Source organism: Aeromonas sp. S18(2024) (genome assembly GCF_041402525.1).
GTDB classification, from domain to species: Bacteria; Pseudomonadota; Gammaproteobacteria; order Enterobacterales; family Aeromonadaceae; genus Aeromonas; species Aeromonas enteropelogenes.
The window spans coordinates 16,915-39,740 of sequence record NZ_JBGLQV010000012.1; the positions used below are offsets into that span (position 1 = coordinate 16,915).

Genomic DNA, 22,826 nt, shown 5'->3' on the forward strand with positions numbered 1-22,826 from the left:
CACCCGCCGCCGCAAACCGCGCAGCCAACGGGTGTCGAAGGAGTGACAAAGGCCCTGGGGCCTTCAATCAGAGCCAGCCGCGCTCTTTGTAGTAGCGAGCAGCGCCTTCATGCAGCGGAGCGGAGAGCCCCACCTTGATCATGTCGGCTTCCTTCAGGTCGGCGAAGGCCGGGTGCAGGCGCTTGAAACGGTCCAGGTTGTCAAACACGGATTTGACCAGCTGGTAGACCACTTCCGGATCGGTTTTGGCGCTGGTGGAGAGTACAGCCTTGCCACCGATGGACGGGGTCGGCTTGTCGCTGCCCTTGTAGAGGCCACCCGGGATCTCGGCCTTGGTGTAGTAGCTCTTCTCGGCCAGCAGCTTGTCGATGTCAGCGCCGGTGACCGGTACCAGTACCGCATCCGTGGTGGTGGAGGCTTCCTGGATGGCACCGTTCGGGTGACCGACGAAGTAGCTCATGGCGTCGATGTTGTTGTCACCCAGTGCGGAAGCCTGCTCGGCCGGTTTCAGCTCGGAGACCAGACCGAAGTCGCTCTTCTTCCAGCCCTTGACCGCCATGATCTCTTCCATGGTGTCACGCTGGCCGGAGCCCGGGTTGCCGATGTTGACGCGCTTGCCTTTCAGATCGTCGAAGCCGGCGATCTTGGCATCCTTGCGGGCCAGGATGGTGAACACTTCGCTCTGCAGGGAGAAGACGGCACGGATGTCGTCCATGGCACCTTCGGCCTGGAACGGGGGCAGCCCTTTCATCGCCTTGTACTGGTGGTCGGACTGCATGATGCCGAAGTTGAATTCGCCGCTGCGAATACCGTTGACGTTGGCGACACCGCCGCCGCTGGCCGGGGCGTTGCACTTGATCTCATGCTCGGTGGAACCACGATTGAGGAAGCGGCAGATAGACTGACCTGCCACATAATAGACGCCGGTTTGACCGCCGGTGCCGATGGTCACGAAGCGCTCCTGCGCCTGTACCGGACCACCAAATGATACGCCGACCAGAGCAGCCGACAGTGCGCACGCCAAGGATAATCCTTTCATTTTTTCTCCCTTTTTCTTGGATTTGGTTTACCCGATCCGCGGGTAAATTGATGGTAAGCCCGTTCTGCGCCGGGTTTGCCATTGTTTCATGTGTGCTGCATGACAAGGGCGGGATCCTGGGTGCCCTTGCCTGCGGTCATCGCGTCCTGCGGTGACTGTTGTGGCGTCCTGCCACCGGGGGTGTTTGGCCAATAGCAGGCCGGATAAAAAGTTGTAAGCACTCCGATTAAGCACATTTTGCCAACATAAATCAAACTAAATGGCAAACTAACGGAGTTAAATCTCGAGAAACATGACCGCGATCATTCATTTCCCTGTTGCAGATTAAGGGGAGTCGACGCGAAATGGAAGAGAGAAAAAGAGAGTCTGGATTCTTTTGTAGCCCTTGCGTGGCAAGGGCTACCGTGCAATGGACTCAGGGGGCCGGGTTGGCCAGATCCAGAATAAAGGCGTACTCCAGGGCGATATCCTCATAGGCCTTGAAGCGGCCGGACTTGCCGCCGTGGCCGGCATCCATGTCGGTATTCAGCAACAACTTGTTATCATCCGTCTTCAGCTCCCGCAGCTTGGCAACCCACTTGGCAGGCTCCCAATATTGCACCTGGGAGTCATGCAGCCCGGTGGTGACCAGCAGATTGGGGTAGGCCTGGGCCTTGACCTGATCGTAGGGGCTGTAGGACTTCATGTAGTCGTAGTAGCGCTTCTGGTTCGGGTTGCCCCACTCGTCGTACTCGCCAGTGGTGAGGGGGATGGACTCGTCCAGCATGGTGGTGACCACGTCGACGAACGGCACCTGGGCCACCACGCCCCGATAGAGCTGGGGCGCCTGATTGATGACGGCCCCCATCAGCAGGCCGCCGGCGCTGCCTCCCATGGCATAGACCTGATCTTTGGCGCCATAACCCTGTGCCACCAGTGACTCGGTGACGTCGATGAAGTCGTTGAAGGTATTCTGTTTTTTCAACAGCTTGCCATCTTCGTACCAGTGGCGGCCCAGCTCCTCACCGCCACGGATGTGGGCGATGGCGTAGACGAAGCCCCGATCCAGCAGGCTCAGGCGGGAGCTGCTGAAGTCGGGATCCATGCTGGCGCCATAGGAGCCGTAGCCATAGACCAGCAGCGGGTTGTGGCCGTTTTTCTTGAACATGTCCTTGCGATAGACCAGCGAGACCGGCACGGCTACGCCGTCCCGGGCGGTCACCCAGAGTCGCTCGCTGGCGTACTGCTCCGCCTTGAAGCCCGCCACCGGCTGCTGCTTGAGCAGGGTGCGCTTGCCGCTGGCCATGTCGAGCTCATAGGTGGATGAGGGCGTGGTCATGGAGGAGTAGCCATAGCGCAGGGCGCTGGTCTCCGGCTCCGGGTTGTAGGCGAGCCAGGTGACGTAGGCCGGGTCGTCGAAGGCGATCTCTTTCTGCTCGCCGTTCTGCCAGTTGATCTGGCGCAGCCGGGTCAGCCCCTGGTTGCGCTCTTCCACCACCAGCCAGTCCCGGAACAGGGCGTAGCTCTCCAGCAGCACGTCGGGATTGGGGGCGATCACCGGCTTCCAGCGATCGACCGGGCTCTCTTTGGTCTCGTACAGGCCGAAGTTCTTGCCGTCCTTGTTGGAGCGCACATAGAAGCGGCCACGGTAGTGATCCAGGGTATATTCGTGATCTACTTTGCGCGGCAGGAACAGACGGGGGGCCTGCTCCGGCGCGTTGGCGTCGATGAGGCGCGCCTCGCCGGTGGTGGTGCTGGAGAGATTGATGACGATGAAGTCTTCCGAGGTAGTGGCGTAGAGGCTGACGTAGAAGGTGTCGTCCTTCTCCTCATAGACCAGCTGATCCTTGGCCGGATCCGTGCCCAGGGTGTGGCGATAGACCTGATAGGGCAGCAGGGTCTTGGGGTGCTTGCGCACGTAGAACACCGTTTTGCTGTCGTTGGCCCACACCAGGTTGCCCGAGGTGTTCTCCAGGGTATCCGCGGCCCACTTGCCGCTCTCCAGATCGAGGAACTGGATCCGGTACTGGCGACGGGAGAGGTAATCCTCCGCCACCGCCAGCCAGCGGTTGTTGCGGCTCACTTCCAGCGCCCCAAGGGCGTAAAATTCGTGTCCTTCGGCCCGCTGGTTGCTGTCGAGCAGCAGCTTGGACTCCTGCTCTCCCTGCTTGGTGCGCGAATAGATGCCGTACTCCTTGCCCGGCTCGTAACGGGTCTGGTAGCGGTAGCCGTTCTTCACGTAGGGGACGGACTCGTCTTGCTGGGGAATGCGGGCCACCATCTCCTTGTAGAGGGTTTCACGCAGCGCCTTGGTCGGCTTGAGCATGGCCTCGGTGTAGGCATTTTCGGCCTTGAGGTAGGCCAGCACCTCGGGATCCTGACGATCGTCATCGCGCAGCCAGTAGTAGTTATCGACCCGGGTATCCCCGTGTTTCTTCAGCGTATGCGGGTGTTTGGCGGCAACGGGGGGTTGGACAGGGATTTCGCTTCTCGGCATGGCAGACTCTTGGTTGGCATAGGAACAGGGAACGGCTGTCAGACAGGCTAGCAGCAGTATCCCTCGAGAAAAGGGGAACATGTCGCATCCTTTGCGCGTTAACAGGGTTGGCGAACCGGCGTATCGGCTCCTTGAACTGGCCAACAATCTGCCCCTTGTCGCCGGTGGTTGCAAGCAGTCCCTTGTTATCGCAGGAAAAACCATCAAAAAAGGCCGCTATCTCGCGATAGCGGCCTCTTCTCTGGCCATGAGCGACAAGGGTCCGCTCAGGTGTGCCTCACATGATGGGGGAGTGCCGGTTCATGGCCAGTATTCGTCAGCCGGGATAGCTCGACCAGACCCTGGTCGTGCCCTCGTTGCTGATGCTCAGCACCTGGTAGGGTTGGCCCGGAATGTCCATGCCGGGTGCGCTCTGTGGCATACCCGGAATGGTCAGGCCGCGGATCGCCGGCTTCTCTTTGAGCAGCTTCTTCACATCGGCGGCAGGCACGTGTCCCTCGATCACATAGCCGTTGACCACCCCGGTGTGGCAGGAGGCCAGTTGCGGGGCGATGCCGTATTTCTGCTTGACCGGTTCAAGCTGCTCGGTTTCGATGACCTCGAGTTCGAAGCCATTCTCTTCCATGTGCTTGTTCCAGGCCTGGCAGCAGCCGCAATATTTGGATTTGTAGACGGTCATCTTCTCGGCCGCGAGAGCGGAAAAGCTGACGGTGCCGGCCAGCAGGGCCAGCAGCAGGGATTTGTACATAACTCACCTCAGATTGAATAAAACATGCCCAAAAACAGGGGTTTTGACTCAAGTCCGGGTGCGGGGAGGGCGCTCCAGCCGTTCTGCCGGAGCGTCCGGCATGAACAGGGAAGGGGGGAGGAAATCCGGGGTATCGGGTTCCAGCATGGCCACCGTCAGGCTGTCATTGCCGAGCACCGTCATGGAGAGCGCCGAGGTAAAGCTGCCGCACGGCATGGCTTTCTCCAGGGTACGCTCGCTCTGGCTGCAGTGGCTGCTCAGGGTACAGAGGTCGGTCGCGGCCCGGCTGCCAAACGACATCAATACCAGCACCAGACTCCACAGGGGGAGCCAGCGACGGGCATGAGCGAGTTGGCGACGAGTGAGAACCATGGAACGACTCTGACGAAATTGGGGCGTTATGGTAACCCTGTGCCAGGGGGGAGGGTCAAGCCCTCCCCGCCGTTCCGGTCAGGCTGGATTAAGGTTGCTGACGAGTTGCCGCCAGCACGATTTCACGTACGCAGACGTTGGCTGGCTGGTTCCAGGCATAGAGCACCGCCTCGGCGATCACCTCGGGCGCGATCACGCCACCCATCTGCTCTTTCCAGTCGTGGTAACCGGCCTTGATGCTCTCGTCCGTGGTGTGGCTGAGCAGCTCGGTCTCCACCGCTCCCGGGGCGATAGTCACCATCCGCACCCCCAGATCGGCCACCTCTTCCCGGATGTTTTCGGTCAGGGCGTGAACCGCGAACTTGGTGGCGCAGTAGGCGGCATGGTTCGGGAAGGTCTTGCGACCGGCGATGGAGCTGATGTTGATGATGGTGCCGCTGCGGCGTGCCTTCATCCCGGCCAGCACCCCATGGATGCCGTTCAGCACGCCCATTACGTTGATGTTGAGCATCTGCTGCCATTCGTCGGGATCCTGCACGTCGGCCTGACCCAGCAACATGACGCCGGCATTGTTGACCAGGCAGCCCACCGGGCCGAATTGCGCCTCGGCCTGCTGTATGGCCGCCTTCATGGCGTTTGTATCGGTGACGTCGACCCCGATGCAGAGCGTATCGGGCAAGCCCAGGGCCTGCATGGGCTCGACCCGGCGGGCCAGCAGCAGTAGCGGGTGGCCGGCAGCGGAGAAGGCGCGGGCGATGGCGGCACCGATCCCGGCGGAGGCACCGGTGATCACGACGAGGGACTTGGACATGATGTTTCCTTCTGATTCGATGGTCGGTTTGGGCAAACAGACGGCTGGCCAGCACGCAGTGGAGTCACTATAGTCTCCGCATCCATCAGTGATAAATATTGTTTTCCGCTGGTTATCATCTGAAAAAACTATGGTTGGGCTTATGCTGGATCTGAGATTGCTGCGTTTCTTCATCGCCATCTATGAAGAGAAGAACATCACGGCGGCGGCGGAGCGTTGCCACGTCAGCCAGCCCTCCCTCTCGGCGGGGTTGCGCCAGCTGGAAGAGGTGCTTGGTGACAGCCTCTTTATCCGAGGCAAGAAGGGGGTGGAGGCGAAGGAGCCGGCCCACTATCTCTATCCCCACGCGGTCAAGCTGGTGGAGGAGGCGCGCCGCCTGCCCGAGCTGTTTCGCCAGAAAGCGACGCGGGCGAGACTCAATATTGCCATCATGCCGGATCTGAGCCGACGTCGGGTGGCGGCTCTGCTGCAGCGGGTGCAGGGGGTCTTGCCGGAGCTGGATCTCACCCTCTCCGACCAGGATAGTCCCGCCGATTGTCGCCTGACCCTGGATGCCCTGCGCCGGGAAGACGAGATCTTCTTGCCGCTCTGGGAAGAGGATTATGTACTGTGCGTACCCACCGGCCACCCGCTGGCCAGCCGTCCGCGCATCGAGCTGGCAGAGCTGCAACACCATGATTTTATTGAGTGCCCCCCCTGCGAGGCCCATCAGCAGACCATAGGCCTGCTGGCCTGTGACCGGCTCACCCTCAACCTGGTGGCCAAGGCCGAGAGCAAGGGGCTGGTGATGGCGTTGGTGCTGGCGGGAGTGGGGATCAGTTTTCTGCCCGATGGCCTGGTGGAGGATGAACCCGGATTGCAGACCCTGCCGGTCAACGGGCCGCGGATGTTTCGCCGGATCGGGCTCTGTTATCCTGCCCACCAGACCCTGAACCCGGCGATGCGTGAACTGATCCCCGAGTTGGCAGGGTATGGCGCTTCCTGATAAGGTCGCTTTCCCATGCATCTTCAGGATGCACCTTGTCGTCGCGCCCTTTGTTATCGATCGCGCCATGCGCAATAAGGCTTCTGTCCCGGTGGGCTTGTCATGAAACGCATTCTGGTCATTTTTTCACATCCGGCCCTGCAGAGTTCCAGGGCCAACAAGCAGTTGCTGCAGGCCATCGACGGTCTGGAAGGCGTGACCCTGCACGACCTCTATCACCACTATCCCGACATGTTCATCAATGTGAAACGGGAGCAGGCACTGCTGTCGGAGCACGACATCATCGTCTTCCAGCACCCCTTCTACTGGTACTCCTGCCCGGCCATCATGAAGGAGTGGATGGATCTGGTGCTGGAGTATGGCTACGCCTATGGCCCCGAGGCTCACGCCCTCAAGGGCAAGCAGTGGCTCAGCGCCATCACCACGGGTGGTGCCCCCGAATCCTACTGCAGCGAGGGCTACAACAGCCGTCCGCTGCTCGATTTCCTGCTGCCCTTCCAGCAGACCGCCACCCTGTGCGGCATGCACTGGCTGCCCCCCTTCGTACTCCACTCTTTTCACAAGATCCGGGATCCGGAGGCGTTGCGCCGCTGCGGCCAGGATTATCGTCAGCTCTTGTGCGCCCTGCGCGATGAGCAGCTGACCCCGGAGCAGCTGGCCGGGCGGCCCTATCTGCGGGATCTGCTGGAGGAGCACTCATGACACGAATTCGATCCGGTCGTTGCCCCGGTATTCCCTCCCAGGGATCTGCCATCGCGTGGAGGATCCGCTGATGGGACATGGTTTGCTGTTTGATGCCTTCATCTATCTCTCGGCGGCGGTGATCGCCGTGCCGCTGGCCAAGCGCTGGGGGTTGGGGTCCGTGCTCGGCTACCTGCTGGCGGGGATCATCATAGGCCCCTTCCTGCTGGGGTTGGTGGGTGAGCAAAAAGACGTGATGCACTTCGCCGAGTTCGGCGTAGTGCTGATGTTGTTTCTGGTCGGGCTGGAGCTGCGCCCGGCCCTCTTGTGGCAGCTGAAGGGGCCGATCCTCGGTACCGGTGGCCTGCAGGTGCTGCTCACCACCAGCGCCCTGACCGGCGTGGCTTGTCTCATCGGTCTGCCGCTGCAGCAGGGGCTGGCTATTGGTCTCATTCTGGCGCTCTCTTCCACCGCCATCGTGCTGCAGAGCCTGCAGGAGCGCAAACTGATGCAGAGCGAGAGCGGCCGCTCCGCTTTTGCCGTATTGCTGTTCCAGGATATCGCTGTCATTCCCATCCTGGCGATTTTGCCGCTGCTGGCCATCGCGCCTGTGGTCAGTAATGGTGGCACCGAGCTGGCTGGCTGGCAGCATGGCTTGCTGGTGGTGGCCGCTATCTCCGGCATAGTGCTGGGTGGCCACTACCTGATGCGGCCGGTATTTCGCGCCATCGCCCAGTCCCATATGCGGGAGATCTTCGTCGCCGCGGCCCTGTTGCTGGTGATCGCCATCGCCGTGCTGATGGAGTCTGTGGGCCTATCGCCTGCGCTGGGCTCCTTCCTCGCCGGCGTAGTATTGGCGGACAGCGAATATCGCCACGAGCTGGAGGCGGATATTGAGCCCTTCAAAGGCTTGCTGCTTGGCCTCTTCTTCATGTCGGTGGGAGCGGGGATCGACTTCGGTCTGTTTGCCGAACACCCCTTCCTGATCCCGACCCTGGTGATCGGGCTGATGGTGCTCAAATGGCTGGTGCTGATGGCCCTTGGTTTCGCCATCCGCATCTCGCCGGGTCAGCGCTGGACCTTCGCGCTGGCACTGGCCCAGGGCGGGGAATTTGCCTTCGTGTTGTTTTCGTTCGCGGCCCAGAACAGGGTACTGCCCGGTGACACCATCTCATTGCTGACCCTGGTGGTGGCGCTCTCCATGGCACTGACTCCGCTGCTGTTGATCCTCAACGATCGGGTGATCCAGCCCTGGTTCGACTATCGCAATCAGGGGGATGTGCCGCAACACGAGCAGCCCGAGCTGGTGGAGCACCCGGTGATCATCGCGGGCTTCGGCCGCTTCGGCCAGATAGTGGGGCGCCTGCTGCACGGCCACGGCATAGGCACCACCATCCTCGAGCAGGATGCCAGCCAGATCGAGATGCTGCGAAAATATGGCTATCAGGTCTTCTATGGCGACGCCAGCCGGATCGATTTGCTCCATGCCGCCGGCGCCCACAAGGCGAAGCTGCTGGTGCTCTCCATCAACGATACCGCCACCTCGCTGGCGGTGATCGAGATGGCCAGGAAACACTTCCCGCACCTCAAGATCCTCGCTCGTGCCCAGGATCGTCCCCATGCCCACGAGATCCTGCGTCACGGGGTCGACAGCGTCTATCGGGAGACTCTGGGATCTGCGGTGGATCTGGGGGTGGAAGCCCTGACCCAGCTCGGCTTTCGGGCCAACCAGGCCTGGCGGGCGGGGCAGACCTTCAAGCAGCATGACAACTGGTTGCTGCGCGAACAGGTCAACTATCTCGACGACGAACACACCTATATCAACAAGAGCCTGCAATACCGGGAGATCCTCTCCGATCTGTTGCAAGACGACGAGGAGGGGCAGGAGCGCATCCATGCCCACAACTGGAACAGCGGGCTACCCAACGACGACAAGGAAGCAAGATGATTGCCTATTACCCCATGCTCAAACACCTGCACATGACGCTGGCGCTGGTCAGCCTGCTGCTGTTCCTCTACCGCTGGGGCCTGGCCCTGGCGGGCAGTGCGCGGCTGCAACAGAAGTGGCTCAAGGTGCTGCCCCATATCAACGACACCTTTCTGCTGCTGTTCGGGGTGCTGTTGGCGGTTGCTCTGCAGATGAGCCCGGGTCAGCAACCCTGGCTGATGGCCAAGCTGGTGGCGCTGGTGGTCTACATCGGGCTCGGTGTCATGGCGCTCAAGCGGCCGGCGCAGGGCCAGAAGCTGGTGGCCGGTGTCGCCGCCCTGGCGGTGTTTGGTTATATGGTCGGTGCCGCCATCACCAAGTCCCCCTGGTCCTGGCTGTTTTGATCGGAGAAATGGAGGGGAGGAAGGCCTCCTCTCCATGTAATCTGCTTTAAAAATCGATAATTTCTCTCTTTTATCCTTCCCGCGACCTTGTTCGTGACATGTCAAATTTATCTTTTTTATTATCAAAAAAGCCTCAATTGCCACCTCATTAGTTTGTTTTTTTCTTATAAATCATGCCGATAAGTCTAACTGTATGAAAATGGAGACAGTTGTCTCGGCAAAACTTGCGTCATAGACTGTCGCAGGTCACGACTAGCATTCAGTCAACACTAACCCAGTGAAGGCATGCACCATGAGTAAGAAGCTGTTACGACAACTGACCTTGGCGCGTTGCATCCCGCACCGCCCTTACAAGCTGACCGCCAGCCAACTCCAGGTAAAACTGGAAGAGGAAGGCATTCATGTCAGTCTGCGTACCGTGCAACGGGACCTGGAAGAGATGTCCGGCATGGGACTGTTCGATCTCACCTCGGACGAGCGCAGCAAGCCCCATGGCTGGTGCTTCGAGCGCCACGGGCTTAACGATTTTGCCAATATCATGCCGCTCTCCCTGGCGGTGGCTCTGAAAACCTGGAGTGATCAGGCAAGCCAACTGTTGCCGGCGAGCGTGCTGACCGAACTGAACCCGCTGGTCGACAAGGCCAGCCAGGTGATCCGCGACAGCCAGAGCGAACTGGCCGAGCGCTGGCTCGAGAGCGTGCATCAATCGCCGCGTCCGTTTGCCGGCAACCCGGAGATCCGCCGCAGCACCCTGATCCGCGACGCCCTGTGGCGTGGCCGCAAGTTCAGCGCCGAGATCCAGCGGGTGATCAAAGAGCGAACCGTGTGGCTCTGCTATGACCGCATCAATCCGCTCGGGATCCTTAACCAGCCGGAAGGACCGGTTCTGCTCTGCACTCTGTCCGAGCTGGATCCCAAGGTGTATGGCATCCCGTTCGATCACATCAAGAGCGTGGAGCTGACCAATTTCAGCGCGACCCAGCCGAAGGATTTCAATATCCAGAAGCTGATCCGCGATCAGGGCTATCAGGATGTGAGCGGTCCGATCCGCTTTGTCGGCCGCATCGATGCCAACAGCCAGTCGCTGGTGGACAACCAGATCCCCGGCAACAACCCCCGCATGACGCGTTATGACAAGCGCAGCGTGGTGGTCGAGACCGAGGTGCAGGATACCCCCGAGTTTCGCAGCTGGCTGAACAACATTGGTGGCGAGCTGGAAGTGCTGGCGCCGGAATCCTTGCGCAAGGCCTACCTCAACCCGTCCAACCGGGTGAGTTGATGGTACAAGGCTGATAACAGCAAACGGATTGCATCACAAAGAGTCGAGCCTGGTCTCGACTCTTTTTTTGTCTCTTTTTTGAGCATATTTATTCAACAAATTTTTAAGCTTTATTCGCTGGATTGAACCGTTTTCGCGGGCCGTTTCGGGGCGGGGAAACCATGTAAGAGATCTGCCATAGGGTGTGTGCGACGCTAACGCTTTAAGCCGTACGCGAAGCCATGCCAGAAAAGGTGACCTTTCTAGTGAAACTAAATAATTGCTTGTTTTTAAAGGAATAGTTTTTAAGGTTGTTTTTTGTCATCTATATGGCAGCGGATATTTCTCCACGGATGGCCCTTGCTCGGAGAGTCCATTGCCTTAGTATGGGTCTCACAAGGACGAAGCTGGTTCGGCAGGATGCAGAGCAGCGAATAAAGATGGAATAGTCCACAGGATGTGGGCAAGGACACCTCAGGATGAGCACGATAGTCAGGATGATTATCGTCATGGATGAACAGGGAACACCGCGGGATGCGGCAGGACACTCTCGGGACGAGAGCAGAACGAACCGGATATCGTTCTTCAGGATGAACAGGACCTCGCGGGATGCGAGAAGGACGCTTCAGGACGAAGCGAGATAACCCGGATGGTTATCGGTCAGGAAGACGCAAGGACCCCCACAGGACGTGGTAATGGACACCTCCAGGATGGAGACAGTGAAGCGGTTCAGGATGAATTGCCAAGCCAGGAAGGCTGCTGGACACGCCAATGGATTGGAAAGGGGATATTCCAAGGGATTAGGATAACGTCAGGGATTGCAGGGAGCATTGCAGTTCTAGGGACAGGACGACATGACTCTAGGGGACGGCCACCGCCGTCCCCTTTTCTTTTATTGCTTGTCCGGATTGTTTGCGCGTTGGGCTGCTTCAACGATCCCTTGCAGGCGCTGGCGAATGTCTACCATGCCAAAGACGCCGAAGATGAGCACACCGATGAACTCACCCCGGGTCACCTCAAAGTAGCGTTTGCAGGCTGCCTTGATCATGCTGGCTTGCACCCAGTGCAGCAGGGCGACTATCACGCCACAGACCGGCAAAAAGCCGTTCAGTTTGCCTGGCAGGGGCAGGATCAGGCTCATCAGTACGCCGAACCAGAAGAACAGAATGAGCCCCATCGCCAACAGATTAAATATCCGCTTCATCGTTTACCTCCCGCACATAGAGTTGATAGCAGACCTGACCGGCCTGCTTGTCCTTGAGTAATTGCCAGCTGGCAGGCAGTGGAAGATCTGCCATCTCCTTCTCCCGCTCCAGATAGATGAGGGCATCCGGAGCCAGCCAGCCTCGCTGCTCCAGCAGATCGCACACCTGGGGCAGCAGTTCGCGGCGAAAGGGGGGATCGAGGAACACCAGATCGAACGGGGTAGCCGGGCCTTGCAGCCAGTTCACCGCATCGGCCTGGATCACCTGGCCCTGGCTGCTGCCGAGGGTGGTCAGGTTCTGTCTGATCTGCTCGGCGGCGCCTCTGTCCATCTCGATCAGAGTGACCTGTTCGGCGTAGCGCGACAGCGCTTCCAGACCCAGACCACCGCTGCCGGCGAACAGATCGAGGCAGCGGGTACCGCGGATGTGGGGGGCCAGCCAGTTGAAGATGGTCTCCTTGACGCGATCCGTGGTAGGCCTGAGCCCTTCTACATCCCTGACCGGCAATTTACGGCCGCGCCACTGGCCGCTGATGATTCTTACAAAGCCCGATTTTCCTTGCTGGGCTGGGCGTTTATTGGGGTTGCTACGGCTGGATTTCACTCTGGGCATCGCGTTTCATCGTCAGAAAATAAAGTGGTAGTATAAGGCAGTTCATTTTTATGCCGGCCCTCCCGGGACGGCTATCTTAGCAGTCAGCCAACGATGTGAGTATTTTTTAGATGGCAAAAGGTTTGTTTTCCTGGCTGGGTTTCGGCCGCAAGAAAGAAGAGGCTGAGGCTGTCCAACCACAGACACCGCAAGCCACCCCTGTTACCGCTGAACCTGAGGTTCCTGCTACCCCAGCCGCCGACACAGTGCCGGCACTCTCTCCCGAGGTGCCCACCAGCGAGCCTTCCTCTGCCGAGCATGATGAATGCTGCCAACCCGCCGAACCCGATGCCAAAGGGCCGTTGGTGGTGGAGGAGTGCGCCTCCGATCTGGAACCGGTGATCGTCAATGAATCACTGATGACAGATGAAGCCCGGGCAGCCGAAGAGGCCCGCATCGCCGCCGAGGCGAAGGCCGCAGAAGAAGCCCGTATCGCAGCCGAAGCGAAGACTGCCGAAGAGGCGCGTATCGCCGCTGAAGCGAAGGCCGCGGAAGAGGCCCGCATCGCCGCCGAAGCGCAGGCCGCGGAAGAAGCCCGTATCGCTGCCGAAGCGCAGGCTGCGGAAGAAGCCCGCATCGCCGCCGAAGCGAAAGCCGCGGAAGAGGCCCGTATCGCCGCCGAGGCAAAGGCTGCGGAAGAGGCGCGCATCGCCGCCGAAGCGCAGGCTGCGGAAGAGGCCCGCATCGCCGCGGAGGCACAGGCCGCGGAAGAAGCCCGTATCGCCGCCGAAGCGAAGGCAGAGGAAGAAGCCCGCATTGCCGCCGAAGCGAAAGCCGCAGAAGAGGCCCGTATCGCCGCCGAAGCGCAGGCAGCGGAAGAGGCTCGTATTGTCGCCGAGGCTGAAGCCGCCGCGCTGGCAGCCTTGCCACTGGCCGCAGCCGTAGAGGATGACACCCAGGAAAAACCGCAGCGCGAGGGCTTCTTTGCCCGTCTCAAGCGCAGCCTGGTGCGCACCAAGGAAAACATTGGTTCCGGCTTCTTCAGCCTGTTCCGTGGCAAGAAGATCGATGATGATCTGTTTGAAGAGCTGGAGACCCAGCTGCTGACCGCCGATCTTGGCGTGGATACCACGACCCGTATTATCGAAGGGCTGGTGCAGCATGCGGATCGCAAGCAGTTGAAGGATGCCGAGGCGCTCTACGGTCTGCTCAAGCAGGACATGGGCGCCATGCTGGCCAAGGTCGAGCAGCCGCTGGTGATCGATACCGGCAAGAAGCCCTACGTCATCCTGATGGTTGGTGTGAATGGGGTGGGCAAGACCACTACCATCGGCAAACTGGCCAAGCAGTTCCAGGCCGAGGGCAAGAGCGTCATGCTGGCCGCCGGTGATACCTTCCGGGCCGCTGCCGTCGAGCAGCTGCAGGTGTGGGGTCAGCGCAACAATATCCCGGTGATCGCCCAGCACACCGGTGCCGATTCCGCCTCCGTCATCTTTGATGCCATCGAGGCCGCGCGTTCCCGTGGTGCTGACGTGTTGATCGCCGATACTGCCGGTCGCCTGCAAAACAAGAGCAACCTGATGGAAGAGCTCAAGAAGGTGGTGCGGGTGATGAAGAAGCTCGACGAGGAGGCCCCTCACGAGATCATGCTGACCCTGGACGCAGGCACCGGCCAGAATGCCCTGAGCCAGGCCAAGCTGTTCAGCGAGGCGGTGGGCCTGACCGGTATCACCCTCACCAAGCTCGACGGCACCGCCAAGGGGGGCGTCATCTTCGCGGTGGCGGACAAATTCCAGATCCCGATCCGCTATATCGGGGTCGGCGAAGGGATTGACGACCTGCGTCCCTTCGTGGCCAACGATTTTATCGAGGCGCTCTTCAGTCGCGATGAGTAACCGCAGCATGCCCCGGCCCAGGTCGGGGCTTGTCAATGTCAGGGAACCGTTATGATTCGTTTTGACAAGGTCAGCAAGGTATACAGCGGCGGTCATCAGGCGCTGCAGAAGGTCAGCTTTCACCTGCGCAAGGGGGAGATGGCTTTCCTGACCGGGCACTCGGGAGCGGGCAAGAGCACTCTCCTGAAACTGATCAGTGTGATGGAGCGACCGACCGATGGTCGCGTTTTCTTTCATGGCGATGACGTCAGCCATATCCAGCGCAGCCAGATCCCCTATGTTCGCCGCCAGATCGGCATGATCTTCCAGGATCATCGCCTGCTGATGGACAGAACCGTGTTCGACAACGTGGCCCTGCCGCTGGTGATCGATGGCTACAGCCACGCCGATATCAACAAGCGGGTCGCTGCAGCCCTCGACAAGGTGGGGCTGCTCGGCAAGGAGCGTTATCAGCCGCGCATGCTGTCCGGTGGTGAGCAGCAGCGGGTGGGGATCGCCCGCGCCATCGTCAACAAGCCGCCGCTGCTGCTGGCGGACGAGCCGACTGGCAACCTGGATCCCCAGCTCTCCATGGACATCATGCGGTTGTTCGAGGAGTTCAACCGCTTCGGGGTGTCGGTGCTGATTGCCACTCACGATCTCGGCCTCATCGCCCGCATGCGCTACCGCACCCTGACCCTCAAGGCGGGTCGCATGTATTCGCAAGGGGAGGAGCTCTGATATGGCCATCGTTCGTCATAAACAGCCGCCACTGCGCCGCCTGATGATGGTCATGTGGATGGACCACATCGCCGATATTCGACATGGGGGAGAGTGCTGATGGCTATCGTTCGTCATAAACAGCCACCGCTGCGCCGCCTGATGATGGTCATGTGGATGGATCACATCGCCGATATTCGACATGGGGGAGAGCGCTGATGGCTATCGTTCGTCATAAACAGCCGCCACTGCGCCGCCTGATGATGTATGGCGTGGATCATGTGCGCCAGGCTTTCGCCAGCCTGGGGGAGCTGTGGCGCAATCCGCTCGCCTCCCTGATGACGCTGGCAGTGCTGGGGGTCAGCCTGGCGCTGCCTTCCTGCTTCCACGTGCTGCTGAAAAACGCCGAGATCGTAGAGGGAAGCTGGCAGAACAGCTCCCAGATCTCCCTCTATTTGCGCAAGGACCTGCCGGAGCAGAGCATCCTTGATCTGCAGCAGCGGATCCTGCTCTATCCCGAGGTGGACTCGGTGACCTATCTGAGCCGGGATGATGCACTCAGGGAGTTTCGCGAGATCTCCGGTTTCGGCGATGCGCTTGATTACCTCGACAGCAATCCGCTGCCGCCGGTGCTGAGTGTGATCCCGGATCCCCGCTGGCAGAATCCGGAAGGGGCCGCCGAGCTACTCGGCAAGCTCAACAACGAAAACGGGGTGGAGCAGGGCAAGCTGGATCTGCAGTGGCTGACCCGGCTGCAGGGGATCATGAACCTGCTGCGCCACACCATCACCGGCATCGCCGTGCTGCTGCTCTCCGCCGTGCTGCTGATCGTCGGCAACACCCTGCGCCTCAATATCCTCAACCAGCGATCCGAGATCGAGGTGCTCAAGCTGGTGGGGGCGACCGACTCCTTTATTCATCGTCCCTTCCTTTATACCGGCATCTGGTTCGGCGTCATTGGCGGCATGCTGGCCTGGTGGCTGACCGAGGTGATGGTGATCTGGAGCGAAGGGGTGGTGAAGGAGCTGGCGGGGCTTTACAACAGCAACTTCCGGCTGGTGGGAATGGGGGCGTTTGACGGTTTCAACCTCATACTGCTCGGGGCCTTGCTGGGGCTGATCGCCTCCTGGTTCTCGGTTCATCGCCACATTCGCGACATAGAACCGTCCTGATTAATTTATCATCAAAGTAAATCACTGGATTTTGCGAACTGGATCAAGTAAAAAAGTGGCCTTTTCTGGCTCGGACCGCATTGTCAGAGTATTCTGGGTAATAATGATCCCCGGGATCTTCGCGGGATCCAGTGAACCTTCTGCACTATAAACGGTCTATCAAGCTGAAGCATTTATACGGGTATGGCCCCTATGCCTTGCTCGTCTGACTTGGCAAGCATGTGAAGGTTGCGAGCTCCGCAACAATGGACTTAGCATGCTACTTTTCGGGGGTCCTTGATTGTGACCCCCTTTTTTTGACTGTTCATTCATGATTCATCCTGCCGGCCTAAGATAACCCAGTCTGAAACTGGGTTTGATGTATGATGCAAGCCGCAGAATGACGTCCGGTCAGTAGACAGACCCTCTCAGGGTGTTAGACTGATTTGATTGAAAAGTAAGAGGTAACAGATGGGAACTTCATTGCAGCGCACTATGGCTTTGATTCCGCAAGGTAGTCTGGAAGGCTATATCCAGGCAGTTAACTCGATTCCGGTGCTGAGCGCAGAGGAAGAGCGTGAGCTGGCTGAGCGTTTGCAGCAGGATGGCGATCTCGAGGCTGCTCGTCAGCTGGTCATGTCGCACCTGCGTTTTGTCGTTCACGTGGCCAAGAGTTATGCCGGTTACGGCCTGCCCCAGGCTGACCTGGTTCAGGAAGGCAATATCGGTCTGATGAAGGCGGTCAAGCGCTTCGACCCTAGCGTGGGTGTGCGCCTGGTCTCCTTCGCCGTGCACTGGATCAAGGCCGAAATTCACGAGTATGTTCTGCGCAACTGGCGCATGGTCAAGGTGGCTACCACCAAGGCCCAGCGCAAGCTCTTCTTCAACCTGCGCAAGTCCAAGAAGCGTCTGGGCTGGCTGAACCACGAAGAGGTTCAGGCCGTGGCCGCCGATCTTGGCGTCTCCGCCAGCGACGTGACCGAGATGGAAGCGCGCATGAGCAACTATGATCAGGCATTCGATCTGGTCGGCGATGATGACGATGAGGGTGGCTTCGCCCCCGTCCACTATCTGGAGGACAAATCCTCCGATCTGGCCGCCACCATCGAGAACGACAACTGGGACGATCACGCGACCCGTCGCCTGAGTTCCGCCCTCGCCACTCTGGACGAGCGCAGCCAGCACATCATCCGCGCCCGCTGGCTGGACGACGAGAGCAAAACCACGCTGCAGGAGCTGGCCGATACCTACGGCGTCTCCGCCGAGCGCGTGCGTCAGCTCGAGAAGAACGCCCTCAAGAAATTGAAGGATGCCATGGAGGCCTGATGCCTCCGTCATTGAAAACAGGGCCTGATGGCCCTGTTTTTGTATCAGGCCGGATCTGTTGAGGCTTGCCCAGGTTACCCATGGGTGTGTTATGTTGCCGCCACTGCCAAATAATGGAGAGCAGAAGTGAAACTGTTGAACGATCTGTTTACCAATAACCGCGAGTGGGCCGAGCGGATCAAGGCCGAAGATCCCGATTTCTTCGCCACCCTCTCCGCCCAGCAGGCGCCGGAATACCTCTGGATCGGCTGCTCCGACAGCCGGGTGCCGGCGAACCAGCTGATGGGACTGTTGCCGGGGGATGTGTTCGTCCATCGCAACGTCGCCAACCTGGTGGTGCACACCGACTTCAACTGTCTGTCCGTGCTGCAATATGCGGTCGAGGTGCTCAAGGTGAAGCACATCATCGTCTGCGGCCACTACGGCTGTGGTGGCGTCAAGGCGGCGATGCAGAACCAGGAGCTGGGCCTCATCGACAACTGGCTGCGCAACATCAAGGACGTCTACTTCAAATACAGCGAACAGCTCGATGCCATCGACGACGAGCATGAGCGCTTCGACTATCTGTGCGAGCTGAACGTGGCCGAGCAGGTGGCCAACGTCTGCCATACCACCATCATCCAGAACGCCTGGCGCAAGGGTCAGGAGCTGGCGGTACATGGCTGGATCTACGGCATCAAGGACGGTTTGCTGCACGATCTCGATCTCTGCATCAGCGGTCCCGAGCAGATCCCGGACGTCTACCGCGCCTGGCCGGACATGCGTCCGCCGCATCGCCGCCGCTGAGGATCCGACCTTGGCTCCAGCCCTCTACCTGCAGATAAAGCAACACATCCTGGACGGGATCCGCGAACGCCATTATCAGGCGGGAGACAAGATCCCGACCGAGGCAGTCCTGTGCGATCAGTTCGGCGTCAGCCGGATGACGGTCAACAAGGCCCTGCGCGAGCTGACGGCCGAGGGGTGGCTGGTGCGCACCGCGGGATCCGGCAGCTTTGTGGCGGACAGGCGCACCGAGTCGCCACTGCTCGAGATCCGCAACATCGCGGACGAGATCACCGAGCGCGGTGCCCGCCACGGCAGCCGGGTGATCCGGCTGGAGCGGCAGAAGGCGGACGAGAAGGTGGCGGTGCAGCTTGGCCTTCGGGTCGGCGCCCCCATCTTCCACAGCCTGATCGTCCATCAGGCCGACGACGAGCCGCTGCAGCTCGAGGAGCGGTTCGTCGACGCCGAACGCCTGCCGGGCTACGGGGAGCAGGACTTCACCACCCTGACCCCCAACCATTACCTGATGCAGGTCTGCCCCCTCTCCGAGATGGAGCACGTAGTCGAGGCGGTGCAGCCGAGCGCCGGCGAGGCCGCTCTGTTGCAGGTGCGGGTCGATACTCCCTGCCTGCTGCTGCACCGGCGCACCTGGTCGGACGGCGTGCTGGTCTCCTACGCTCGCCTGCTGTCGCCGGGATCCCGCTACAAACTGAGATCCAAGACACGGATCGAATAGAAGTTGTAACACAAAGGTAACTTTTCATTTCCTTCCTGCCATCGGGCGCTATAAATGTATATACATTTTAGCGTCCGGAGGACGCCCGTTCACTCAGGGAGGAAATCATGGAACCGGAATACACTCTCGACTCGACCGCGCGTGGCGGCGCCGGTCTCAAGCTGTTGCTCACCAGCGTGCTTGGCATCGGCGCCTTCTTCGTGCCGTTCGAGCTGGCGGGGCGCAGCACTATACTGGTGGATCACCTGGCCGGCGCCCTGATGGGGCAGCGACCCCTGGCCGTTGGTCTGATCCTGGCGTTGATCGCCTATGGCGCCGCTCGCCCCTTTTTTGACGGCCGCTGGCGTGGCCGCCTCATCGACCGGCTGCTGACCCTGTTCAAGCTGCTCGGCCTCGCGCTGGCGCTGCTCTACGTGACAGGCACGGGGCCCGCCTGGCTGATGACGCCGGATCGTCTGCCCTTCCTGTTTGACAAGCTGGCCCTGTCGGTTGGCCTCATAGTGCCGCTCGGCGCCATGTTGCTCACCTTCCTGCTCGGTTTCGGCCTGCTCGAGTTCATCGGAGTGCTGATGCAGCCGGTGATGCGCCCCCTGTGGCGCACCCCGGGCCACTCGGCCATTGACGCGGTGGCCTCCTTTGTCGGCAGCTACTCGGTGGGCCTGCTCATCACGGATCGGGTGTTTGCCGCCGGCAAGTACTCGGTGCGCGAGGCGGCCATCATCGCCACCGGTTTCTCCACCGTCTCGGCCGCCTTCATGATCATCGTGGCCAAGACGCTCGGCCTGATGGAACACTGGAACTTCTACTTCTGGTCGACCCTGGTCATCACCTTCCTCATCACCGCCATCCTGGCCCGGGTGCCGCCCATCAGCCGGCTGGATGACGCGGGGGAGGCCGAGGTGCCCCTGCCGGATGGCGTCAATCGCTGGCAGATGGCGCTGGCCACCGGGCTGGCCCAGACCCGCGGTGCCGACCCCATCGGCCGCCAGCTGCTCGACAACCTGCGCGACGGCATCCGGATGGCGGCGGCCGTGGTGCCCACCATCCTCTCGGTGGGGCTGCTTGGCCTGCTGCTCGCCAAGTACACCCCCCTGTTCGACGTCATCGGCTGGCTGCTCTGGCCGCTGACCTGGCTGCTGCAGCTGGGGGAGCCTCTGGAGACGGCGCGGGCCCTCGCCGCCGGCCTGGCCGAGATGTTCCTGCCAGCCATCCTGCTCAAGGAGGCGGATCTGCTGACCCGCTACGTGGCCGCCGTGGTGTCGGTGAGCACTGTATTGTTCTTCTCCGCCTCCATCCCCTGCATCCTGGCCACCCGCATCCCCATCGGAGTGGGGCAGCTGCTGGTCATTTGGTTGCAGCGCACCCTGCTCGGCATCCTGTTGGCCGCGCTGGCTGGTCGCCTTGGCCTTGCTCTGGGCTGGATAGGTTGATTGTATATACAAAATAGCGCGCTCGTTTTGCCCGCATTGTGCGGGCTTTTTTCTTTTCGGCCCTTGTGTTAAGCCTGTTACAGAAATGTGATGAAGGATCTTCCCTTTTCACCCACGATCGACTATACATATTTGTATATACATTTGGAGTCTGGCATGAACAAGGAACTGCTGGCCTGCGATCGGGTCTGGATCAACCTCATCCCCGCTACCATGAGCGATGGCTATGGCCTCCTGGCCTCCCATGCCCTCGGCGTGAAAGCGGGCCGGATCCACGCCCTGATCCCCATGAGCGAGCTGACCGGGCCCTTCCCCGAGAGCTGGCAGGATATGAAGGGCCGCCTGGCGACCCCGGGTCTTATCGACTGCCACACCCACCTCATCTATGCCGGCAGCCGCGCCGCCGAGTTCGAGCAGCGGCTGCAGGGGGTCCCCTACAGCGAGATCGCCCGCCAGGGTGGCGGCATCCTCAGCACGGTGCGTGCCACCCGAGCGGCCAGCGAGGAGGAGCTGTTCATGCTGGCGGCCGCCCGGCTCAAGAGCCTGCTGCGCGAAGGGGTCACCACGGTCGAGATCAAGTCCGGGTATGGCCTGACCCTGGAAGACGAGCTCAAGATGCTGCGGGTCGCGCGTCGCCTTGGCCGCGCTCTGCCGGTGCGGGTACGGACCACCCTGCTGGCGGCCCACGCCGTGCCGCCCGAGTTCGACGCGGATGGCTGGGTCGATCTCATCTGCGACCAGCTGATCCCGATCGCTGCCGCCGAGGGGCTGGCCGACGCGGTCGACGTCTTCTGCGAGGGGATCGCCTTCAACCTGGCCCAGTGCGAGCGAGTCTTCGCCGCCGCCCGTGCCCACGGCCTGCCGGTCAAGGGGCACATGGAGCAGCTCTCCAACCTGGGCGGCAGCGCGCTCGCCGCCCGCTACCGCGCCCTCTCGGTGGATCACCTGGAACACCTGGATGCCGCCGGCATCGCCGCCCTGGCCGAGAGCGGCACGGTGGCGGTGCTGCTGCCCGGCGCCTTCTACTTCCTGCGCGACACCACCTTGCCGCCGGTGCAGGCGCTGCGCGAGGCCGGCGTGCCCATCGCGGTCGCCTCCGACATCAACCCCGGCACCTCGCCGCTGGTCTCCCTGCGTCTGGCCATGAACATGGCCTGCACCCTGTTTCGTCTCACCCCGGAGGAGGCGCTGTGTGGCGTCACCCGTCACGGCGCCACGGCGCTTGGCGAAGCAGGGCTGGGTCAGCTCAAGGTAGGCATGGAGGCCGACTTCCTGGTCTGGTCGTGCGCCCACCCGGCCGAGCTGGCCTATCAGGTCGGCGTCGACCAGCTGGTGGCGCGGGTAGTGAAAGGACAGGAAACCCTGGGAGGTCTGGCATGAGCGAGATGCAGGTATGGCAGGGTCGTCAGGACCCGGAAGACGGCGCCCTGGCCCTGCGCTGGCACGACAAAGTTCTGCCTTGGCAAGAAGCGCAGCCCTGGCAGGCGCAGGACGAGGCGCCCGGCGTGGTGTTGCTCGGCTTTGCCTGTGACGAGGGGGTGCGCCGCAACAAGGGGCGGGTCGGCGCCGCCGGCGCGCCGCTGGCCATTCGCAAGCTGCTCGCCAACACCGCCTGGCACCTGAGTCAGCCCGTCTACGACGGCGGCGACGTGCGCTGTGAGGACGGGGATCTCGACGTTGCCCACGAGCGGCTGGCCGAGCGGGTCGCCGCTGCGCTGGGGCAGGGCCAGTTCCCGCTGGTACTGGGGGGCGGTCACGAGGTGGCGTTTGGCAGCTGGAGCGGCCTCAACCGTCATCTGGGCGGCCGTGGCAGGGTGGGCATCATCAACTTCGACGCCCACTTCGACCTGCGCATGAAACAGGAGCAGGCGAGCTCCGGCACTCCCTTCTTCCAGATCGCCGAGCAGTGCGCGGCGCAAGGCTCGCCCTTTACCTACGCCTGCCTCGGGGTGGCCGAGACCGCCAATACTCAGGCGCTTTTTGCCAGAGCGCAAACGTTGGGGGTGTGGCACGTGCTGGATGAGGCGATGACCCAGAGCGAGCTGCCTGTCCTGCTGGCGGGGTTGGATGCCTTCATCGCCCGCTGCGATCACCTCTATCTCACCATCGATCTCGACGTGCTGCCCGCTGCCGTCATGCCCGGCGTCAGTGCGCCGGCCGCCCGCGGCGTGGAGTTGGCGGTCATTGAACCGCTCATCGCCCATATCCGGGCCAGCGGCAAGCTCAGGCTCGCCGATCTGGCCGAGTACAACCCGAACCTGGATCTCGACAGCCGTAGCGCCCGCGTGGCGGCTCGTCTGGTCCACCAGTTAACCAAGTAGTGACCG

Annotated in this window: 21 protein-coding genes; 14 read left to right on the forward strand and 7 right to left on the reverse strand. The window is 61.1% G+C overall.

The features are described 5' to 3' along the window. Positions 1–67 precede the first annotated feature (67 nt). From ACB034_RS17400 to ACB034_RS17420, 5 genes are all read right to left on the reverse strand, one after another. Positions 68–1,039: a TAXI family TRAP transporter solute-binding subunit gene (locus tag ACB034_RS17400; RefSeq protein WP_026457441.1), complete on the reverse strand. Its 972-nt coding sequence runs from the start codon at positions 1,037–1,039 to the stop codon at positions 68–70. A gap of 415 nt (positions 1,040–1,454) precedes the next feature. Continuing rightward, entirely contained in the window at positions 1,455–3,596 is a 2,142-nt protein-coding gene (locus ACB034_RS17405) for a S9 family peptidase (RefSeq protein ID WP_342017972.1), read from the reverse strand. Positions 3,597–3,831: 235 nt separating this feature from the next. Then, positions 3,832–4,263 carry a DUF411 domain-containing protein gene (locus tag ACB034_RS17410; protein ID WP_042028986.1) on the reverse strand — a complete coding sequence of 144 codons (432 nt, stop codon included), beginning with the start codon at positions 4,261–4,263 and terminating at the stop codon, positions 3,832–3,834. Positions 4,264–4,311: 48 nt separating this feature from the next. Continuing rightward, positions 4,312–4,635: a hypothetical protein gene (locus ACB034_RS17415; RefSeq protein ID WP_042028987.1), complete on the reverse strand. Its 324-nt coding sequence runs from the start codon at positions 4,633–4,635 to the stop codon at positions 4,312–4,314. A gap of 88 nt (positions 4,636–4,723) precedes the next feature. Beyond that, positions 4,724–5,446 carry an SDR family oxidoreductase gene (locus ACB034_RS17420; RefSeq protein ID WP_371173347.1) on the reverse strand — a complete coding sequence of 241 codons (723 nt, stop codon included), beginning with the start codon at positions 5,444–5,446 and terminating at the stop codon, positions 4,724–4,726. Between the two features lie 142 nt (positions 5,447–5,588). Between ACB034_RS17420 and ACB034_RS17425 the strand changes: the two genes are divergently transcribed. The 5 genes from ACB034_RS17425 to ACB034_RS17445 all read left to right on the forward strand — a co-directional run bounded on the left by ACB034_RS17425 (position 5,589) and on the right by ACB034_RS17445 (position 10,722). Beyond that, positions 5,589–6,431 (forward strand): LysR family transcriptional regulator, encoded by an 843-nt coding sequence (locus ACB034_RS17425; RefSeq protein WP_042028992.1) that lies wholly within the window; start codon positions 5,589–5,591, stop codon positions 6,429–6,431. A gap of 102 nt (positions 6,432–6,533) precedes the next feature. Next, positions 6,534–7,133 carry an NAD(P)H-dependent oxidoreductase gene (locus ACB034_RS17430; RefSeq protein WP_371144903.1) on the forward strand — a complete coding sequence of 200 codons (600 nt, stop codon included), beginning with the start codon at positions 6,534–6,536 and terminating at the stop codon, positions 7,131–7,133. Between the two features lie 70 nt (positions 7,134–7,203). Further along, complete coding sequence (locus tag ACB034_RS17435) at positions 7,204–9,060, forward strand: monovalent cation:proton antiporter-2 (CPA2) family protein (protein ID WP_371173348.1); 1,857 nt, start codon at positions 7,204–7,206, stop codon at positions 9,058–9,060. Continuing rightward, the gene (locus ACB034_RS17440) at positions 9,057–9,443 is read left to right on the forward strand and encodes a SirB2 family protein (protein ID WP_042028995.1); all 387 of its coding nucleotides are present in this window, start codon (positions 9,057–9,059) and stop codon (positions 9,441–9,443) included. Before ACB034_RS17435 ends, ACB034_RS17440 begins: the two co-directional genes overlap by 4 nt. 292 nt (positions 9,444–9,735) lie before the next feature. After that, positions 9,736–10,722 (forward strand): YafY family protein, encoded by a 987-nt coding sequence (locus ACB034_RS17445; protein WP_026456656.1) that lies wholly within the window; start codon positions 9,736–9,738, stop codon positions 10,720–10,722. An 871-nt stretch (positions 10,723–11,593) separates the two neighbouring features. On the opposite strand, the gene ACB034_RS17450 is transcribed toward ACB034_RS17445, so the two are convergent. Together ACB034_RS17450 and rsmD are read right to left on the reverse strand one after the other, a co-directional pair. Beyond that, positions 11,594–11,905, reverse strand: coding sequence for a DUF1145 domain-containing protein (locus ACB034_RS17450; protein WP_042028997.1), 312 nt, complete (start codon positions 11,903–11,905; stop codon positions 11,594–11,596). Further along, on the reverse strand, positions 11,889–12,518 hold the full coding sequence (gene rsmD / locus ACB034_RS17455) for a 16S rRNA (guanine(966)-N(2))-methyltransferase RsmD (protein ID WP_042028999.1): 630 nt from the start codon (positions 12,516–12,518) through the stop codon (positions 11,889–11,891). Before rsmD ends, ACB034_RS17450 begins: the two co-directional genes overlap by 17 nt. Positions 12,519–12,628: 110 nt before the next feature. Here rsmD and ftsY point away from each other — a divergent pair, with 110 nt between their 5' ends. The 9 genes from ftsY (at position 12,629) to hutG (ending at position 22,820) form a co-directional block, all read left to right on the forward strand. Next, on the forward strand, positions 12,629–14,392 hold the full coding sequence (gene ftsY / locus ACB034_RS17460) for a signal recognition particle-docking protein FtsY (RefSeq protein ID WP_371173349.1): 1,764 nt from the start codon (positions 12,629–12,631) through the stop codon (positions 14,390–14,392). 51 nt (positions 14,393–14,443) lie between these two features. Then, positions 14,444–15,112, forward strand: coding sequence for a cell division ATP-binding protein FtsE (gene ftsE / locus ACB034_RS17465; protein WP_026457129.1), 669 nt, complete (start codon positions 14,444–14,446; stop codon positions 15,110–15,112). Between the two features lie 197 nt (positions 15,113–15,309). After that, the gene (gene ftsX / locus ACB034_RS17470) at positions 15,310–16,263 is read left to right on the forward strand and encodes a permease-like cell division protein FtsX (RefSeq protein WP_026457130.1); all 954 of its coding nucleotides are present in this window, start codon (positions 15,310–15,312) and stop codon (positions 16,261–16,263) included. 450 nt (positions 16,264–16,713) lie between these two features. Continuing rightward, positions 16,714–17,568, forward strand: a complete 855-nt coding sequence (gene rpoH, locus ACB034_RS17475) for an RNA polymerase sigma factor RpoH (RefSeq protein ID WP_371173350.1) — start codon at positions 16,714–16,716, stop codon at positions 17,566–17,568. Between the two features lie 126 nt (positions 17,569–17,694). Further along, positions 17,695–18,354 (forward strand): carbonate dehydratase, encoded by a 660-nt coding sequence (gene can / locus ACB034_RS17480; RefSeq protein WP_026457132.1) that lies wholly within the window; start codon positions 17,695–17,697, stop codon positions 18,352–18,354. A 10-nt stretch (positions 18,355–18,364) separates the two neighbouring features. Beyond that, complete coding sequence (gene hutC, locus ACB034_RS17485) at positions 18,365–19,069, forward strand: histidine utilization repressor (protein WP_223379748.1); 705 nt, start codon at positions 18,365–18,367, stop codon at positions 19,067–19,069. 107 nt (positions 19,070–19,176) lie between these two features. After that, complete coding sequence (locus ACB034_RS17490) at positions 19,177–20,499, forward strand: YjiH family protein (RefSeq protein ID WP_371173351.1); 1,323 nt, start codon at positions 19,177–19,179, stop codon at positions 20,497–20,499. 156 nt (positions 20,500–20,655) lie between these two features. Beyond that, on the forward strand, positions 20,656–21,879 hold the full coding sequence (hutI, locus tag ACB034_RS17495) for an imidazolonepropionase (protein WP_371144900.1): 1,224 nt from the start codon (positions 20,656–20,658) through the stop codon (positions 21,877–21,879). After that, positions 21,876–22,820, forward strand: coding sequence for a formimidoylglutamase (gene hutG / locus ACB034_RS17500; RefSeq protein ID WP_371173352.1), 945 nt, complete (start codon positions 21,876–21,878; stop codon positions 22,818–22,820). Before hutI ends, hutG begins: the two co-directional genes overlap by 4 nt. The last annotated feature ends 6 nt before the right edge of the window (positions 22,821–22,826 follow it).

Excerpts from the sequence above, each read along its gene's own strand:
- ACB034_RS17420 (WP_371173347.1), bottom strand. The coding sequence starts at position 5,446 with ATGTCCAAGTCCCTCGTCGTGATCACCGGTGCCTCCGCCGGGATCGGT.
- ACB034_RS17440 (WP_042028995.1), top strand. The coding sequence starts at position 9,057 with ATGATTGCCTATTACCCCATGCTCAAACACCTGCACATGACGCTGGCG.
- ACB034_RS17445 (WP_026456656.1), top strand. The coding sequence starts at position 9,736 with ATGAGTAAGAAGCTGTTACGACAACTGACCTTGGCGCGTTGCATCCCG.
- ACB034_RS17435 (WP_371173348.1), top strand. The coding sequence starts at position 7,204 with ATGGGACATGGTTTGCTGTTTGATGCCTTCATCTATCTCTCGGCGGCG.
- ACB034_RS17410 (WP_042028986.1), bottom strand. The coding sequence starts at position 4,263 with ATGTACAAATCCCTGCTGCTGGCCCTGCTGGCCGGCACCGTCAGCTTT.
- ACB034_RS17405 (WP_342017972.1), bottom strand. The coding sequence starts at position 3,596 with ATGTTCCCCTTTTCTCGAGGGATACTGCTGCTAGCCTGTCTGACAGCC.
- ACB034_RS17450 (WP_042028997.1), bottom strand. The coding sequence starts at position 11,905 with ATGAAGCGGATATTTAATCTGTTGGCGATGGGGCTCATTCTGTTCTTC.
- rpoH (WP_371173350.1), top strand. The coding sequence starts at position 16,714 with ATGGGAACTTCATTGCAGCGCACTATGGCTTTGATTCCGCAAGGTAGT.
- ACB034_RS17400 (WP_026457441.1), bottom strand. The coding sequence starts at position 1,039 with ATGAAAGGATTATCCTTGGCGTGCGCACTGTCGGCTGCTCTGGTCGGC.
- ACB034_RS17430 (WP_371144903.1), top strand. The coding sequence starts at position 6,534 with ATGAAACGCATTCTGGTCATTTTTTCACATCCGGCCCTGCAGAGTTCC.
- ACB034_RS17490 (WP_371173351.1), top strand. The coding sequence starts at position 19,177 with ATGGAACCGGAATACACTCTCGACTCGACCGCGCGTGGCGGCGCCGGT.
- ftsX (WP_026457130.1), top strand. The coding sequence starts at position 15,310 with ATGGCTATCGTTCGTCATAAACAGCCGCCACTGCGCCGCCTGATGATG.
- ACB034_RS17415 (WP_042028987.1), bottom strand. The coding sequence starts at position 4,635 with ATGGTTCTCACTCGTCGCCAACTCGCTCATGCCCGTCGCTGGCTCCCC.
- ftsE (WP_026457129.1), top strand. The coding sequence starts at position 14,444 with ATGATTCGTTTTGACAAGGTCAGCAAGGTATACAGCGGCGGTCATCAG.
- rsmD (WP_042028999.1), bottom strand. The coding sequence starts at position 12,518 with ATGCCCAGAGTGAAATCCAGCCGTAGCAACCCCAATAAACGCCCAGCC.
- hutI (WP_371144900.1), top strand. The coding sequence starts at position 20,656 with ATGAACAAGGAACTGCTGGCCTGCGATCGGGTCTGGATCAACCTCATC.
- hutG (WP_371173352.1), top strand. The coding sequence starts at position 21,876 with ATGAGCGAGATGCAGGTATGGCAGGGTCGTCAGGACCCGGAAGACGGC.
- ftsY (WP_371173349.1), top strand. The coding sequence starts at position 12,629 with ATGGCAAAAGGTTTGTTTTCCTGGCTGGGTTTCGGCCGCAAGAAAGAA.
- ACB034_RS17425 (WP_042028992.1), top strand. The coding sequence starts at position 5,589 with ATGCTGGATCTGAGATTGCTGCGTTTCTTCATCGCCATCTATGAAGAG.